This is a genomic window from Streptomyces sp. NPDC101237, assembly GCF_044767465.1.
Lineage (GTDB): Bacteria > Actinomycetota > Actinomycetes > Streptomycetales > Streptomycetaceae > Streptomyces > Streptomyces gramineus.
Window position 1 is genome coordinate 23,192 of the sequence record NZ_JBIWNY010000037.1, and the last position, 14,879, is coordinate 38,070.

Below are 14,879 nucleotides of genomic sequence, written 5' to 3' on the forward strand. Positions count from 1 at the left end.
GCCTGTCCCGGCGAGCCCACCAGCCCGCCCCGCCGGACGCCTGCGTCACAGGCAACCTCCCGCGCCACAAAGCGCTGCCGAAGCACCACCCCCGCCGAACCGACGGCACCCCTCCCAAGACCCTCAGCAGCACCGACGCAACCCTCAGCGCCCCTTCCCTCAGGGGCGCCGACCCCGCCGGAGGCAACACCGTGACCACTCAGGCCATTCTCGACGCGATCCAGTCGCCGGACTCGACGCCGGCCGACTTCGCCGCCCTGCCGCTCCCGGAGTCGTACCGCGCGATCACCGTGCACAAGGACGAGACGGAGATGTTCGCGGGCCTGGAGACCCGCGACAAGGACCCGCGCAAGTCCACCCACCTCGACGAGGTGGCCCTGCCCGAGCTGGGCCCCGGCGAGGCGCTGGTGGCCGTCATGGCGTCGAGCGTCAACTACAACTCGGTGTGGACCTCGATCTTCGAGCCGCTGTCGACCTTCGGCTTCCTGGAGCGCTACGGCCGCCTCAGCGAGCTGACCAAGCGCCACGACCTGCCGTACCACATCATCGGCTCGGACCTCGCGGGCGTCGTCCTGCGCACCGGCCCCGGCGTCAACGCCTGGAAGCCCGGCGACGAGGTCGTCGCGCACTGCCTGTCGGTCGAGATGGAGTCCTCGGACGGGCACAACGACACGATGCTCGACCCCGAGCAGCGCATCTGGGGCTTCGAGACCAACTTCGGCGGCCTCGCGGAGATCGCGCTGGTCAAGTCCAACCAGCTGATGCCGAAGCCCGGCCACCTCAGCTGGGAGGAGGCCGCCGCCCCGGGCCTGGTCAACTCCACCGCCTACCGCCAGCTGGTCTCCCGCAACGGCGCCGGCATGAAGCAGGGCGACAACGTGCTGATCTGGGGCGCCAGCGGCGGACTCGGCTCCTACGCCACCCAGTTCGCGCTGGCCGGCGGCGCCAACCCGATCTGCGTCGTCTCCAGCGACCAGAAGGCGGACATCTGCCGCTCGATGGGCGCCGACGCGATCATCGACCGCAACGCCGAGGGCTACCGGTTCTGGAAGGACGAGCGGACCCAGGACCCCAAGGAGTGGAAGCGCTTCGGCAAGCGCATCCGCGAACTCACCGGCGGCGAGGACATCGACATCGTCTTCGAGCACCCCGGACGCGAGACCTTCGGCGCGAGCGTCTACGTCACCCGCAAGGGCGGCACCATCACCACCTGCGCCTCGACCTCGGGCTACATGCACGAGTACGACAACCGCTACCTGTGGATGTCGCTGAAGCGGATCATCGGCTCGCACTTCGCCAACTACCGCGAGGCCTGGGAGGCCAACCGGCTGATCGCGAAGGGCAAGATCCACCCGACCCTGTCGAAGGTCTACTCCCTGGAGGAGACCGGCCAGGCCGCCTACGACGTGCACCGCAACCTCCACCAGGGCAAGGTCGGCGTCCTGTGCCTGTCCCCCGAGGAGGGCCTGGGCGTGCGCGACGAGGAGATGCGCGCCAAGCACGTCGACGCCATCAACCGCTTCCGCAACGTCTGAGACACCCGAGGTCATAGATGACTGAGCGTCAGATCACCGACGGGGCGCGTGCGAAGGACCGGCCGTGGCTCATGCGCACGTACGCCGGACACTCCACCGCCGAGGCGTCCAACGAGCTGTACCGGCGCAACCTCGACAAGGGCCAGACCGGCCTGTCGGTCGCGTTCGACCTGCCGACGCAGACCGGCTACGACCCCGACCACATCCTCGCCCGCGGCGAGGTCGGCCGGGTGGGCGTGCCCGTCTCGCACCTCGGTGACATGCGCCGGCTGTTCCAGGACATCCCCCTGGAGCAGATGAACACCTCGATGACGATCAACGCCACCGCCATGTGGCTGCTGGCGCTCTACCAGGTCGTCGCCGAGGAGCAGGGCGCCGACGTCACCCGGCTCCAGGGCACCACCCAGAACGACATCGTCAAGGAGTACCTGTCCCGGGGGACGCACGTCTTCCCGCCGGGGCCGAGCCTCAGGCTGACGACGGACATGATCGCGTACACGGTCTCCCACATCCCGAAGTGGAACCCGATCAACATCTGCAGCTACCACCTGCAGGAGGCGGGCGCCACGCCGGTCCAGGAGATCGCGTACGCGATGTCCACCGCCATCGCCGTGCTCGACGCCGTCCGCGACTCCGGCCAGGTGCCGCAGGAGCGGATGGGCGACGTGGTCGCGCGGATCTCGTTCTTCGTGAACGCGGGCGTGCGCTTCGTCGAGGAGATGTGCAAGATGCGGGCGTTCGGCCGCATCTGGGACAAGGTCACCCGCGAGCGCTACGGCATCGAGAACCCCAAACAGCGGCGGTTCCGCTACGGCGTCCAGGTGAACTCGCTCGGCCTGACCGAGGCGCAGCCGGAGAACAACGTCCAGCGGATCGTGCTTGAGATGCTCGCCGTGACGCTCTCCAAGGACGCCCGCGCGCGTGCCGTGCAGCTGCCCGCCTGGAACGAGGCCCTCGGCCTGCCCCGGCCCTGGGACCAGCAGTGGTCGCTGCGCATCCAGCAGGTGCTCGCCCACGAGAGCGACCTGCTGGAGTACGAGGACATCTTCGAGGGCTCGCACGTCGTCGAGGCGAAGGTCGCGGAGCTGGTCGAGGACTCCCTCGCCGAGATCGACCGGATCCAGGAGATGGGCGGCGCGATGGCCGCCGTCGAGTCCGGCTACCTCAAGTCGCAGCTGGTCGCCTCGCACGCGGAGCGCCGGGGCCGGATCGAGTCCGGGCAGGAGAAGATCGTCGGCGTCAACATCTTCGAGACGACCGAGCCCAACCCGCTCACCGCCGACCTGGACACCGCGATCCAGACGGTCGACCCGGCGGTCGAGGCCCGGGTGGTGAAAGCGATCGGCGACTGGCGCGACACGCGCTACCAGCCGCCGTTCAACCACCCGCGCCCCTGCAAGGCGCTGGAGCGGCTGAAGGAGGCCGCCAAGGGCACCGACAACCTCATGGCGGCCACCCTGGAGTGCGCCCGGGCCGGTGTCACGACCGGCGAGTGGGCGGGCGCGCTGCGCGAGGTGTTCGGCGAGTTCCGGGCGCCCACCGGGGTCTCCTCGGCTCCGGTCGCGGTGCCCGCCGAGGCCGGCTCGGCGATGGCCGGGGTGCGGGCGCGGGTGGACGCCACCGCCCGCGACCTGGGCACCGGCAAGCTCCGCTTCCTGGTCGGCAAGCCCGGCCTCGACGGGCACTCCAACGGCGCCGAGCAGATCGCCGTACGGGCCAGGGACGCCGGCTTCGAAGTGGTCTACCAGGGCATCCGGCTGACGCCCGAGCAGATCGTGGACGCCGCGCTCGCCGAGGACGTGCACGCGGTGGGACTGTCGATCCTGTCCGGATCGCACGCCCAGCTGGTCCCGGACGTCCTGGAACGCCTCCGTGTGGCCGGTGCCACAGATATACCCGTGATCGCCGGTGGCATCATCCCGAACGGTGATGCCGAGCAGCTCAGGGAAGCCGGAGTGGCCGCGGTCTTCACCCCGAAGGACTTCGACATCACCGGAATCATCGGCCGCATCGTCGACGAGATCCGCAAAGCGAACAAGCTCGACCCCCTGGAGGTCCCCGCATGACGACGCCCGTCAACCGTCTGCGCCCGCGGCGCTCGTGCCTCGCGGTGCCCGGCTCGAACCCCCGCTTCCTGGAGAAGGCGCAGGGGCTCCCGGCGGACCAGGTCTTCCTGGACCTGGAGGACGCGTGCGCCCCGCTCGCCAAGCCCGAGGCGCGCCACACCATCGTGAAGTTCCTCAACGAGGGCGACTGGACCGGCAAGACGCGGGTGGTGCGCGTCAACGACTGGACCACCGAGTGGACGTACCGTGACGTCGTGACCGTGGTCGAGGGCGCCGGGCCGAACCTCGACTGCATCATGCTGCCGAAGGTGCAGACGGCCCAGCAGGTCGTCGCCCTGGACCTGCTGCTCACCCAGATCGAGAAGACGATGGGCTTCGAGGTCGGCAGGATCGGCATCGAGGCGCAGATCGAGAACGCGCAGGGCCTCAACAACGTCAACGAGATCGCGCAGGCCTCCCCGCGGGTGGAGACCATCATCTTCGGCCCGGCCGACTTCATGGCGTCCATCAACATGAAGTCGCTGGTCGTGGGCGAGCAGCCGCCCGGCTACCCGGCGGACGCCTACCACTACATCCTGATGAGGATCCTGATGGCGGCCCGCGCCAACGACCTCCAGGCGATCGACGGCCCCTACCTCCAGATCCGCAACGTGGAGGGCTACCGCGAGGTCGCGCGGCGCGCCGCCGCGCTCGGCTTCGACGGCAAGTGGGTGCTGCACCCGGGCCAGGTCGAGGCGTCCAACGAGATCTTCTCGCCGTCGCAGGAGGACTACGACCACGCCGAGCTGATCCTGGACGCGTACGACTACTACACGTCCGAGGCGGGCGGCAGGAAGGGCTCCGCGATGCTCGGCGACGAGATGATCGACGAGGCCAGCCGCAAGATGGCGCTGGTCATCTCCGGCAAGGGCCGGGCCGCCGGCATGACCCGTACGTCGAAGTTCGAGATCCCGGAGGCCTGAGGGCGATGCAGTTCGGACGAACGTACGAGGAGTTCGAGGTCGGGGCGACGTACAAGCACTGGCCCGGAAAGACGGTCACGGAGTACGACGACCACCTGTTCTGTCTCCTCACCATGAACCACCACCCGCTCCACATGGACGCCAACTACGCCGAGAGGACGACGGACTTCGGCAAGAACGTGGTGGTCGGGAACTACATCTACTCCCTGCTGCTCGGCATGAGCGTGCCGGACGTCTCCGGCAAGGCGATCGCCAACCTGGAGATCGAGTCGCTCAAGCACGTGGCGCCGACCTTCCACGGCGACACCCTCTACGGCCAGACGACCGTGCTCGACAAGTGGCCCTCGAAGTCGAAGGACGACCGCGGGATCGTCCACGTCGAGACCAAGGGCTACAAGCAGGACGGCACGCTGGTGTGCGTCTTCCGCCGCAAGGTGATGGTGCCGACCGAGACGTACATCAAGGAGCGCGGCGGCGAACAGCCGGGCCGCCCGGAGCTCAGGGAGCAGGAGAAGTAGCCATGGCCCGTCTCGCCCAGACCGCCGGTCTGACCGACGTCCAGCAGGAGATCCTCTCCACCGTCCGCGACTTCGTGGACAAGGAGATCATCCCGGTCGCCACCGAGCTGGAGCACCGCGACGAATACCCGCAGGACATCGTCGACGGCCTGAAGGAACTCGGCCTGTTCGGCCTGATGATCCCCGAGGAGTACGGCGGCCTGGGCGAGTCGCTCCTGACGTACGCGCTGTGCGTCGAGGAGATCGCCCGCGGCTGGATGTCCGTCTCCGGCATCATCAACACGCACTTCATCGTCGCGTACATGCTCAAGCAGCACGGCACGCAGGAGCAGAAGGACCACTTCCTGCCGCGGATGGCGGCCGGCGACATCCGGGGCGCGTTCTCGATGTCGGAGCCGGCCCTCGGCTCGGACGTCTCCGCCATCACCTCGAAGGCGGTGAAGGACGGCGAGGAGTACGTCCTGAACGGCCAGAAGATGTGGCTGACGAACGGCGGCACGTCGTCCCTCGTGGCGGTCCTCGTGCGGAGTGACGAAGGCCACCCCGAGGGCACCGCCCCGCACAAGTCGATGACGACCTTCCTGGTGGAGAAGGAGCCCGGCTTCGGCGAGGTCCGCCCCGGCCTCACCATCCCGGGCAAGATCGACAAGATGGGCTACAAGGGCGTCGACACCACCGAGCTGATCATGGACGGGCTGCGGATTCCGGCCGATCGGGTGCTCGGCGGGGTCACCGGCCGAGGTTTTTACCAAATGATGGACGGAGTGGAGGTCGGCCGGGTCAACGTGGCGGCGCGGGGCTGCGGTGTCGCGCAGCGTGCGTTCGAACTGGGTGTCCGGTACGCCCAGCAGCGTCACACCTTCGGCAAGCCGATCGCCCAGCACCAGGCCATCCAGTTCAAGCTCGCGGAGATGGCCACCAAGGTCGAGGCCGCGCATGCCATGATGGTGAACGCCGCACGTAAAAAGGACTCCGGGGAGCGAAACGACCTGGAGGCCGGGATGGCGAAGTACCTCGCGTCCGAGTACTGCAAGGAGGTCGTCGAGGACGCCTTCCGCATCCACGGCGGCTACGGATTCTCCAAGGAGTACGAGATCGAGCGCCTCTACCGCGAGGCTCCGATGCTGCTGATCGGCGAGGGCACCGCCGAGATCCAGAAAATGATCATCGGCCGGAGGCTGCTCGAAGAGTATCGGTTCCAGGGCTGATTGTCCGGGTGCGGGGTGTTTTCTTCGAGAAGAAGATCACACCCCGTCAACGGTCTTCGGCCGCCGACTCGGTATCCTGGCTTGCCCAGTTGTGGCCCGCGACCGGTACGATCCGGGAAAGCCGCCGTCCCCGATTCCCGCGCGGCATCATCCGCTACGAAGGTCATCCATGCCCCACAGCCAAACCTCTGCACATCGAGACAGCCTGGCCGGCGTACGCCTCGCGCGCGGAGCATCGCCGTGGCTTCTCCCGACCGTCGCCACCGCAGCCGTCAGCCTCCTGCGTGCCCGTCGCTCCGGCGCCGCGAAGGCCGTCGCCGTGCCCGCCACCGCGCTCGCGGCGGGCATGCTGTGGTTCTTCCGCGACCCCGAGCGTGAGATCGCCCAGGGCCGCGTCATCTCTCCCGCCGACGGTGTGGTGCAGAGCATCATGCCGTGGAAGGACGGCCGGACCCGCGTCGCGATCTTCATGAGCCCGCTCAACGTCCATGTGAACCGGGCCCCGCTGTCCGGCACCGTGACGTCGGTGGAGCACATCCCCGGTGGCTTCGTTCCCGCCTTCAACAAGGAGAGCGAGAACAACGAGCGCGTAGTCTGGCATTTCGACACCGAACTCGGCGACATCGAGATGATCCAGATCGCCGGCGCGGTGGCCCGTCGCATCGTGCCCTACCTCCCGCGGGGCACGAAGGTCGAGCAGGGCGACCGCATCGGCCTGATCCGCTTCGGCTCGCGCGTCGACATCTACCTGCCCGAGGGCGTGGAGGTCGCGGTCGAGGTCGGTCAGAAGACGGTGGCTGGGGTGACTCGCATTGACCGTGATTGATCCGGAGACCCAGGCGGGCTGGGTGCCCGAGGCCGACGAGATCGGCGAGGACGAGGAGGAGATGCCCCTCTCTCTGCGCCTCTCGATAGCGGACACCCTCACGCTGGGCAACGCCACGTGCGGCTTCATGGCGGTGTACTTCACCACCACGGGCATCCTGATCCCGCACCTCACCGGGGACGACCAGTCGGCGGGCATGGCGCGGCACAGCGCCGCCACCGCGGTCATCCTCATGCTCTGCGCGGCGGTCTTCGACCTGTTCGACGGGCTCGTGGCGCGCAAGCTGCGCTCCTCGCCCATGGGCGCCGAGCTGGACAACCTCTCGGACCTGGTCAGCTTCGGCCTGGCCCCCGCGTACTTCGTGCTCGTCTACGGCATGGTGGCCGACGACGCGTACCAGAAGGTGGCCGCGGTCGGAGCGGTGGTCGTCCTGCTGGCGGTGGTGCTGCGGCTGGCCCGCTTCAGCTGCGTGACCCCGCCGAACGGCATGTTCCAGGGCATGCCCTCGCCGTTCGGCGCGCTCACGGTGGTCTCGATCGTGCTGCTGGAGCTGCCGTTCATCGCGACGCTGCTGGCGATCCTCGGCACGGCCTGGCTGATGGTGAGCCGGGTCGAGTACCCGAAGCCGCGCGGCCGCCTCGCCGGGGCGATGCTGTCCTGGATCGTGCTCTCGATGGGCCTCCTGGCGGCCTGGGCGTTCGACGCTCCCGGCGGCCAGCTGCTGCTCCAGACCGGCTGCGCGCTGCAGCTGGTGATGGGCGCGGTGATCCCGCTGTTCGCCACGGCGCGCCGGGTGAACAACATCCGTGACAACCGCCGCGAGGCGAGGACGGCGCAGCTGCCGTAACCACGAGGCGACAGGGCCCCGGACCGCGTGCGGTCCGGGGCCCTGCGTCGTTCCCGGGGCCTTGCCCCGGCTCCCCGCGGGTCCCGGGCGGGTCCCGCGGTTCCCCGCGAACCGCCCGGGTCCGCCGTGGATCAGGTCAGGAAGTCCGTGGCGATCCGCTCCGCGACCCGCTCCAGGATCGGGCCGGCCTCCGCGACGCACTTCGCGACGTCCGGTTCCACGGACGTCAGCGGGTAGGCGCGTCGGATCCCCGCCCGTCCGAGGTCGGCCGGTGCCAGGGCCAGGCGCCCGCACACCGCCACGACCTCCTTGCCCGCGGCCCGCGCGGCCGCGGCCACCCCCGCGGGTGCCTTGCCGTGCAGAGTCTGCTCGTCCAGCGAACCCTCACCGGTGACGACCAGCGTGGCCCCCTCCAGGGCGGGCGCGAAGCCGAGGACGTCGAGCATGACCTCGATGCCGGGCCGGAAGCGGGCGCCGAGCAGCAGCGCGCCGTAGCCGATGCCGCCGGCGGCCCCGGCGCCCGGCGCCATCGCGTACTCGGCCGCGCGCGGACCGGCCTCGGCCTCCAGGACCTTCGCGAAGTGCGCGAGCGCCGCGTCCAGGACCGCCACGTCGTCCGGCGAGGCGCCCTTCTGCGGGCCGTACACGGCCGGCGCGCCCGTGGGCCCGGTCAGCGGGTTGTCGACGTCGCTGGCGAGCACCAGGTCGACGGCGGACAGCCGCGGGTCCAGGCCGGACAGGTCCGCGCGGGCCACACCGGCCAGGCCGCCGCCGCCCGGCGCCACCGGCTCGCCGTCCCCGTCGAGGAACCGCGCGCCGAGCGCCGACAGCATGCCGGCGCCGCCGTCGGTGGTGGCGCTGCCTCCGACGCCGAACACGATCGTGCGGGCGCCCGCGTCCAGCGCGGCCCGCAGCAGCTCGCCGGAGCCGTAGGTGGAGGCCGTCAGGGGCGCGAAGACACCGGCGGGCAGCCGCTGCAGTCCGCTCGCCTCGGCCATCTCCACCACCGCGGTGTCACCGCGCAGCGCGAACGCGGCGGTGACCTCCTGTCCCAGCGGCCCGGCGACCACCCGCTCATGGCGTTCAAAACCGGCGGCCACGGCCGCGGCCACGGTGCCGTCCCCGCCGTCCGCGACGGGCAGCGCCGCGACCTCCAGGCCGGGCACGACCCGCCGGAGCCCCGCAGTGACCCGCTCGGCGACCTCCACGGCCGTCAGCGAGCCCTTGAACTTGTCCGCGGCGATGAGCACGCGCTGTGTCACCTGTATCCCCTTGCTCTCCGGGCCTCGCGCACGTCGAGGCCAGTCGCGCCGCTGCGACCTTAACCGGAGGAGAGCCTCGCCGTCATGCCCCGCCCGGAGCCCGGGACGGGCCTGGGAACCGCCTGGGAAATCGGGTACACCACAGCCATGGGCAACGACGGCACCCCCGGTCCGGACCTGGAAGACCGCGTGCTCGGCGGCTGGCTCGGCCGGATCGCGGGCAACATGCTCGGCAAGCCCGTCGAGCAGGGCGAGGTGTGGACCAGGGACCGCATCGACGGCTACCTGCGGCGGGCCGCCGCCCTGCCGCTCACCGACTACCTGCCCGAGCCCGCCGACGAGCGAGACGCCCTCGCGCTGCGCCCCGACTGGGACCGGTGCGTGCGCGGCCGGATCCACGGCAGCTGCCGCGACGACGACGTCGACTACGCGATCCTCGGCCTGGACCTCCTGGAGACCCACGGCTTCGGCTTCAGCACGGAGCAGGTCGGCGAGCTGTGGCTGCTCCGGCTGCCCTACCTGCAGACGTACACGGCGGAACGGGCCGCCTACCGCAATCTCGCGGACGGCCTCAAGCCGCCCCTGACCGCCACCTACGACAACCCCTACCAGGAGTGGATCGGCGCCCTGATACGCGCCGACATCTTCGGCTGGACCTGCCCGGACGCCCCGCGCCGGGCCGCCCTGCTGGCCCGCCGGGACGCCGTGCTCTCGCACACGGGGAACGGGGTCTACGGCGCGATGTGGGCCGCCGCGCTGATCTCGGCGGCCTTCACCGCGCCGACCGTGCGGCAGGCGATCGACAGCGCGCTCACCGTCGTACCGCCGAGCTGCCGTCTGGCGCGGACCGTGCGGCGGGTCGTCTCCCTGCACGAGACCCGGCTGAGCTGGGAGGACACCCTGAGCACCGTGTCCGAGGAGACCGCGGGCCTCGGCTGGATCCACACCGTCCCGAACGTGGCCGTGCTCACCGCGGGGCTGCTGTACGGCGACGGCGACTTCACCCGGACCCTCGCGCTCACCGTCCGCGGCGGCCTGGACACCGACTCCAACGGGGCGACCGCGGGTTCGGTGGCCGGCGTGCTGACCGGCGCGGCCGACATCCCCGGCCAGTGGAAGGACCCGCTGCGCGACACGGTCCGCAGCGCCGTGTTCGGCTTCGACGGGGCCCGCATCAGCGACCTCGCCGAACGCACCGCGCGGCTCGCCCGGACGAGCGCCGGCCCGGCCCTCGATACCCTTCCCGGGTGACCACGACTGACGCCTACGCCACGTACATCGCGGGCCTCCCCCGGATCCTCGCCGGGGCGGCCGCGCTCTTCCGGGACGCCGAGGGGCGGGTACTGCTCGTCGAGCCGAACTACCGCGAGGGCTGGGCGCTGCCCGGCGGGACCGTCGAGTCCGACGACGGGGAGACCCCGCGCCAGGGCGCCCGACGGGAGACCCTGGAGGAGATCGGCCTGGACCGGGAGATGGGCCGGCTGCTGGCGGTGGACTGGGTGCACGGGACCGCCCGCCCGCCGATCGTCGCCTACCTCTACGACGGCGGTGTCGTCACCGAGGCCGACCTGGCGGCGATCCGGCTCCAGGAGGAGGAACTGCTGTCCTGGCGGCTGGTCCCGCGCCCCGAGCTCACCACCTACCTGCCGGGCTCGCTCGGCCACCGCGTGCTGGCGGCCCTGGACGTACTGACCGAGGGCACGGGCACCGCGGAACTGGAGAACGGCCGGCGCGCGGGCTGACCGGGCCGCCCCGATAACCGTTCGCAGCCCGCGCCACGACCGCCCTACCCTCGAACACATGACCAAGCCCCTCGTCGCCGTCCTCAGCGGCGCCGGCATCTCGACCGACTCCGGGATCCCCGACTACCGCGGACCGGCCGGGCTGTGGCGCAGGGATCCCGAGGCCGAGAAGCTCGTGACGTACGAGTACTACATGGGCGACCCCGACATCCGGCGCCGGTCCTGGCGGATGCGGCGCGAGAGCCGCGCGCTCGGGGCCGAGCCGAACCGGGCGCACCACGCCGTCGTCGAGCTGGAGCGGGCCGGGACACCGGTGCGGGTGATCACGCAGAACGTGGACGGGCTGCACCAGCTCGCCGGGATGCCCGCCCGCAAGGTGCTCGAACTGCACGGTTCGGCCCGCAGCGTGGTGTGCACCAAGTGCGGGACGCGCGGGTCGATGGCGGACGCGCTCGCCCGTGTCGAGGCAGGCGAGGACGACCCGCCGTGCCTGGAGTGCGGGGGCGTCCTGAAGTCGGCGACCGTGATGTTCGGCGAGAACCTCGACCCGGTCGTCCTCGGCCAGGCCGCCGCCATCAGCAAGGCCTGCACCGTGTTCGTCGCCGTCGGCAGCAGTCTCCAGGTCCAGCCGGCCGCCGGCCTCGTCGGCGTCGCCGCCGACCACGGCGCCCGCCTGATCATCGTCAACGCCGAACCGACTCCCTACGACGACCGCGCCGACGAGGTCGTCCGCGAACCGATCGGCACCGCGCTGCCCCGGCTGCTGCGCGGCCTGGCGGACGACGGCGCCTGAGCGGCGCGAGGGGTGCCCGCCGCCCGCGCGCCCGAGGTCCCCGCGCCGGTCAGAAGAGGCCGGCGCCCCGCTCGAAGTCCAGCAGGCGCCGCTTGCGGGGCAGGCCGCCGCCGTAGCCGGTGAGACCGCCGTTCGCGCCGATGACGCGGTGGCAGGGGACGATGATGCCGATCGGGTTCCTGCCGTTGGCCAGGCCCACCGCCCGGGAGGCCTGCGGACTGCCGAGGGCGCCGGCCAGTTCGCCGTACGACCGGGTCTGCCCGTAGGGGATCAGACGGAGCTGTTCCCAGACGCTGCGCTGGAACGGGGTTCCGTCCAGGCGCAGTTCGAGGGTGAACTCCGTCAGGTCGCCCGCGAAGTAGCCGGCGAGCTGTTCCCCGGCCTCGGTGAAGAGGTCGTCGTCGCGGGTGCCGAAGTTCTCCTCGGGCGGGCGGTGGCGCTGGTCCTCCATGTACAGGCCGCACAGGACGCCGTCCTCGGCGACCAGTGTGAGGGGGCCGTAGGGGCTGTCGGTGACGGTGTGGTTCTTCACGGAGGAGTCCTTACACGGGCAGGAAGTTGATCGGATGCGAGTCGGTCGCCCACAGGTACTGGACCGCGTAGGCCCGCCAGGGGCGCCAGGCGGCCGCGCGCGCGGTGAGGGCGGCCGGGGTGCCCGGCAGGCCCAGTTCCAGGGCCGCGCGGCGGATGCCGAGGTCGGTGGGGAGGAAGGCGTCGGGGTCGCCGAGGGCGCGCATGGCGATGACGTCGACGGTCCAGGGGCCGAAGCCGGGGAGTTCGAGGAGTCCGGCGCGGGCCTCGGCCCAGTCGCTCTCCACTCCCAGGTGGAGGGTCCCGTCGGCGAGGCGGCCGACCAGGGTGGTGAAGGTGGTGCGCCGGCTGCGGGGCATCGCCAGGGTCTCGGGGTCGAGCCCGGCCAGCTCCGCGGGGGCCGGGAAGAGATGGGTGAGGCCGCCCTCGGGGTCCTCCACCGGGGTGCCGTGCGCGGTGACCAGGCGGGCCGCGTGGGTGCGGGCGGCGGCCGTGGAGACCTGCTGGCCGAGCACGGCGCGCACCGCGAACTCCGCCTCGTCGACCGTGCGGGGCACCCGGCGGCCCGGCGCCTTGTCCACCAGCGGAGCCAGCACGGGGTCGGTCCGCAGCTGGTCGTCGACCGCGACCGGGTCGGCGTCCAGGTCGAGCAGCCGCCGGCACCGGGCGATGGCGACGGGCAGGTCCCGCAGGTCGCTCAGGGCGAGCCGGCAGGCGATGTGGTCGGGCTTCGGGGTGAGGGCCGCGATGCCGTGGCCGTACGGCAGCCGCAGGGTCCGCCGGTAGGCGCCGTCCCGCCACTCCTCGACGCCGGGGACGGCGGTGGCCGCGAGATGGCCGAAGAGGTTGTCGGGGTTCAGGGGCGCGCGGAAGGGCAGCCGCAGCGACAGCGCTCCGGGAGCGGGGGCGGGGGCGGCCGGCGCGCTCTTCGGGGTTCGCGCGCGCAGCTCGGTCGGGGACAGCGCGAAGACCTCGCGGACGGTGTCGTTGAAGGTGCGGATCGAGGAGAATCCGGCCGCGAAGGCGATCTCCGCCATCGGCAGGCCGGTGGTCTCCACGAGCAGCCGGGCGGTCTGGGCGCGCTGGGCGCGGGCCAGGGCCAGTGGGCCGGCGCCGAGTTCGGCGAGGAGCTGGCGTTCGACCTGGCGGGGGCTGTAGCCGAGGCGGCCGGCCAGGCCGGGTACGCCCTCGCGGTCCACGACCCCGTCGGCGATCAGCCGCATCGCGCGGGCGACCAGGTCGGCGCGCTGGTTCCACTCCGGGGAGCCGGGGCTGGTGTCGGGGCGGCAGCGCTTGCAGGCCCGGAACCCGGCCTGCTGGCAGGCGGCCGCGCTCGGGTGGAACGTCATGTTCTCGGGCTTGGGCGGCACCACCGGGCAGCTGGGCCGGCAGTAGATGCGGGTGGTCAGGACGGCCGTGAAGAACCAGCCGTCGAACCGTGCGTCCTTGGACTGCACGGCTCGTACACAGTGCTCCCGGTCGAGTTTCGTCCCCTTCTGCATGGGTCCAGCATCGGCCACCGGGTGCGGCCGGTGCTGGCGGAAATCCGACACGTAGGTGCGCTGACCTGACGGCCGCGATGGCTACCCGCGGAAGTAGTGGTCCTGGTCGAGGTCGGCCGGCAGTCCCGGCCGCTCGGGCCGCCAGTCGTAGCGCTCGCGGGTCGCGGCACTGGACGTCGGGTTGTCGTTCACGGCGAAGCGGGTCATCCAGCCGAAGTGGCCGGCCGCCTCCTCCGGCGCGAGGGACACCACCGGCAGGCCCAGGCGGCGGCCGATGACCGCGGTGATGTCCCGCAGGGGTACGCCCTCCTCGGCCACGGCGTGCAGCACGGCACCGGCCGGGGCGTCCTCCAGGGCCTTGCGGAACAGGACGGCCGCGTCCAGGCGGTGCACGGCCGGCCAGCGGTTGGTGCCGTCTCCCGGGTGCGCGGCGACGCCCTTCTCGCGGGCGAGGCCGATCAGGAGCGGGACGAAGGCGTGGTCGCCCGCGCCGTGCACGGAGGCCGGCAGCCGGACCGCGCTGACCCGCACCCCGCGGCCGGCCAGGGCGAGGGCGGCCCGCTCGGACTCGGCGCGGTGCGCGCCGGGAGCCGCGGGGTCGGGTCCGTCCGTCTCGACGCCGAGGCGGCCCGGGGTGAGCAGGCCCGTCACGGAGCTGACCACCAGCGGGCGGCCGGAGCCGGCGAGGGCGTCGCCGAAGGCGGCCAGGGCCGCGAGTTCGGTGCGCAGGGCGCCGGGCATGTCGGAGAAGTCGTGGTGGAAGCCCGTGTGGATCACCCCGTCCGCCGCGGCGGCCGCGGCCCGCAGGCCGTCGGTGTCGTTCAGGTCGCCGCGGTGCGCCTGGGCTCCCGCCTCCTTCAGTGCCGCCTCGGCCGCGTCCGAGCGGGCCAGGCCGAGCACCTGGTGGCCGGCGGCGAGCAGGTCGCGGACGACGGCGCTGCCGATGAAGCCGGTGGCGCCGGTGACGAACACACGCATGACGAAATCACCTCACGGAGAGTGGATGTCAGGAACGGCTCCAGCCTGCGTCCGGCCCGGGGCCGGGGTCCAAGACCCGTTCCGCACCCGGTGATGACCGTACGGTCAT

The 14,879-nt window shown here is 71.7% G+C and carries 14 protein-coding genes; 10 read left to right on the plus strand and 4 right to left on the minus strand.

Annotation, left to right across the window (positions count from 1 at the left end; genetic code table 11):
* The first annotated feature begins 191 nt into the window (after positions 1-191).
* The 7 genes from ccrA to pssA all read left to right on the plus strand — a co-directional run bounded on the left by ccrA (position 192) and on the right by pssA (position 7,962).
* Positions 192-1,535, plus strand: a complete 1,344-nt coding sequence (ccrA, locus tag ACIRQ9_RS36365) for a crotonyl-CoA carboxylase/reductase (protein WP_404183707.1) — start codon at positions 192-194, stop codon at positions 1,533-1,535.
* A gap of 17 nt (positions 1,536-1,552) precedes the next feature.
* Positions 1,553-3,601 (plus strand): protein meaA, encoded by a 2,049-nt coding sequence (locus ACIRQ9_RS36370; RefSeq protein WP_404183710.1) that lies wholly within the window; start codon positions 1,553-1,555, stop codon positions 3,599-3,601.
* Positions 3,598-4,563 (plus strand): HpcH/HpaI aldolase/citrate lyase family protein, encoded by a 966-nt coding sequence (locus tag ACIRQ9_RS36375; protein WP_404183713.1) that lies wholly within the window; start codon positions 3,598-3,600, stop codon positions 4,561-4,563. The genes ACIRQ9_RS36370 and ACIRQ9_RS36375 overlap by 4 nt, the downstream gene beginning before the upstream one ends.
* A 5-nt stretch (positions 4,564-4,568) precedes the next feature.
* On the plus strand, positions 4,569-5,081 hold the full coding sequence (locus tag ACIRQ9_RS36380; RefSeq protein WP_404183715.1) for a MaoC family dehydratase: 513 nt from the start codon (positions 4,569-4,571) through the stop codon (positions 5,079-5,081).
* A gap of 2 nt (positions 5,082-5,083) precedes the next feature.
* Positions 5,084-6,289 (plus strand): acyl-CoA dehydrogenase family protein, encoded by a 1,206-nt coding sequence (locus ACIRQ9_RS36385; protein WP_404183718.1) that lies wholly within the window; start codon positions 5,084-5,086, stop codon positions 6,287-6,289.
* 169 nt (positions 6,290-6,458) lie between these two features.
* The gene (locus tag ACIRQ9_RS36390; RefSeq protein WP_404183812.1) at positions 6,459-7,115 is read left to right on the plus strand and encodes a phosphatidylserine decarboxylase; all 657 of its coding nucleotides are present in this window, start codon (positions 6,459-6,461) and stop codon (positions 7,113-7,115) included.
* Entirely contained in the window at positions 7,102-7,962 is an 861-nt protein-coding gene (pssA, locus tag ACIRQ9_RS36395; protein WP_404183721.1) for a CDP-diacylglycerol--serine O-phosphatidyltransferase, read from the plus strand. Before ACIRQ9_RS36390 ends, pssA begins: the two co-directional genes overlap by 14 nt.
* Before the next feature lie 131 nt (positions 7,963-8,093).
* Here pssA and ACIRQ9_RS36400 read toward each other — a convergent pair whose 3' ends face one another.
* On the minus strand, positions 8,094-9,212 hold the full coding sequence (locus tag ACIRQ9_RS36400) for a glycerate kinase (RefSeq protein ID WP_404183815.1): 1,119 nt from the start codon (positions 9,210-9,212) through the stop codon (positions 8,094-8,096).
* 159 nt (positions 9,213-9,371) lie between these two features.
* On the opposite strand from ACIRQ9_RS36400, the gene ACIRQ9_RS36405 reads away from it, so the two are divergent.
* From ACIRQ9_RS36405 to ACIRQ9_RS36415, 3 genes are read left to right on the plus strand one after another with little or no spacing between them, the layout of a single operon-like run.
* Positions 9,372-10,475: an ADP-ribosylglycohydrolase family protein gene (locus ACIRQ9_RS36405; RefSeq protein WP_404183724.1), complete on the plus strand. Its 1,104-nt coding sequence runs from the start codon at positions 9,372-9,374 to the stop codon at positions 10,473-10,475.
* Positions 10,472-10,966 (plus strand): NUDIX domain-containing protein, encoded by a 495-nt coding sequence (locus tag ACIRQ9_RS36410; RefSeq protein WP_404183727.1) that lies wholly within the window; start codon positions 10,472-10,474, stop codon positions 10,964-10,966. Before ACIRQ9_RS36405 ends, ACIRQ9_RS36410 begins: the two co-directional genes overlap by 4 nt.
* 58 nt (positions 10,967-11,024) lie before the next feature.
* Positions 11,025-11,759, plus strand: a complete 735-nt coding sequence (locus ACIRQ9_RS36415) for an SIR2 family NAD-dependent protein deacylase (RefSeq protein ID WP_404183730.1) — start codon at positions 11,025-11,027, stop codon at positions 11,757-11,759.
* A 49-nt stretch (positions 11,760-11,808) separates the two neighbouring features.
* On the opposite strand, the gene ACIRQ9_RS36420 is transcribed toward ACIRQ9_RS36415, so the two are convergent.
* The 3 genes from ACIRQ9_RS36420 to ACIRQ9_RS36430 form a co-directional block, all read right to left on the minus strand.
* Complete coding sequence (locus ACIRQ9_RS36420; RefSeq protein ID WP_404183732.1) at positions 11,809-12,291, minus strand: methylated-DNA--[protein]-cysteine S-methyltransferase; 483 nt, start codon at positions 12,289-12,291, stop codon at positions 11,809-11,811.
* Positions 12,292-12,301: 10 nt separating this feature from the next.
* Positions 12,302-13,792: an AlkA N-terminal domain-containing protein gene (locus tag ACIRQ9_RS36425; RefSeq protein WP_404183736.1), complete on the minus strand. Its 1,491-nt coding sequence runs from the start codon at positions 13,790-13,792 to the stop codon at positions 12,302-12,304.
* A gap of 81 nt (positions 13,793-13,873) precedes the next feature.
* Complete coding sequence (locus ACIRQ9_RS36430) at positions 13,874-14,770, minus strand: SDR family oxidoreductase (protein WP_404183739.1); 897 nt, start codon at positions 14,768-14,770, stop codon at positions 13,874-13,876.
* Positions 14,771-14,879 lie beyond the last annotated feature (109 nt).

Coding starts and splice junctions, on each gene's coding strand:
- ACIRQ9_RS36370 (WP_404183710.1), top strand. CDS start 1,553: ATGACTGAGCGTCAGATCACCGACGGGGCGCGTGCGAAGGACCGGCCG.
- ACIRQ9_RS36375 (WP_404183713.1), top strand. CDS start 3,598: ATGACGACGCCCGTCAACCGTCTGCGCCCGCGGCGCTCGTGCCTCGCG.
- ACIRQ9_RS36380 (WP_404183715.1), top strand. CDS start 4,569: ATGCAGTTCGGACGAACGTACGAGGAGTTCGAGGTCGGGGCGACGTAC.
- ACIRQ9_RS36385 (WP_404183718.1), top strand. CDS start 5,084: ATGGCCCGTCTCGCCCAGACCGCCGGTCTGACCGACGTCCAGCAGGAG.
- ACIRQ9_RS36390 (WP_404183812.1), top strand. CDS start 6,459: ATGCCCCACAGCCAAACCTCTGCACATCGAGACAGCCTGGCCGGCGTA.
- ACIRQ9_RS36405 (WP_404183724.1), top strand. CDS start 9,372: ATGGGCAACGACGGCACCCCCGGTCCGGACCTGGAAGACCGCGTGCTC.
- ACIRQ9_RS36415 (WP_404183730.1), top strand. CDS start 11,025: ATGACCAAGCCCCTCGTCGCCGTCCTCAGCGGCGCCGGCATCTCGACC.
- ACIRQ9_RS36425 (WP_404183736.1), bottom strand. CDS start 13,792: ATGCAGAAGGGGACGAAACTCGACCGGGAGCACTGTGTACGAGCCGTG.
- ACIRQ9_RS36430 (WP_404183739.1), bottom strand. CDS start 14,770: ATGCGTGTGTTCGTCACCGGCGCCACCGGCTTCATCGGCAGCGCCGTC.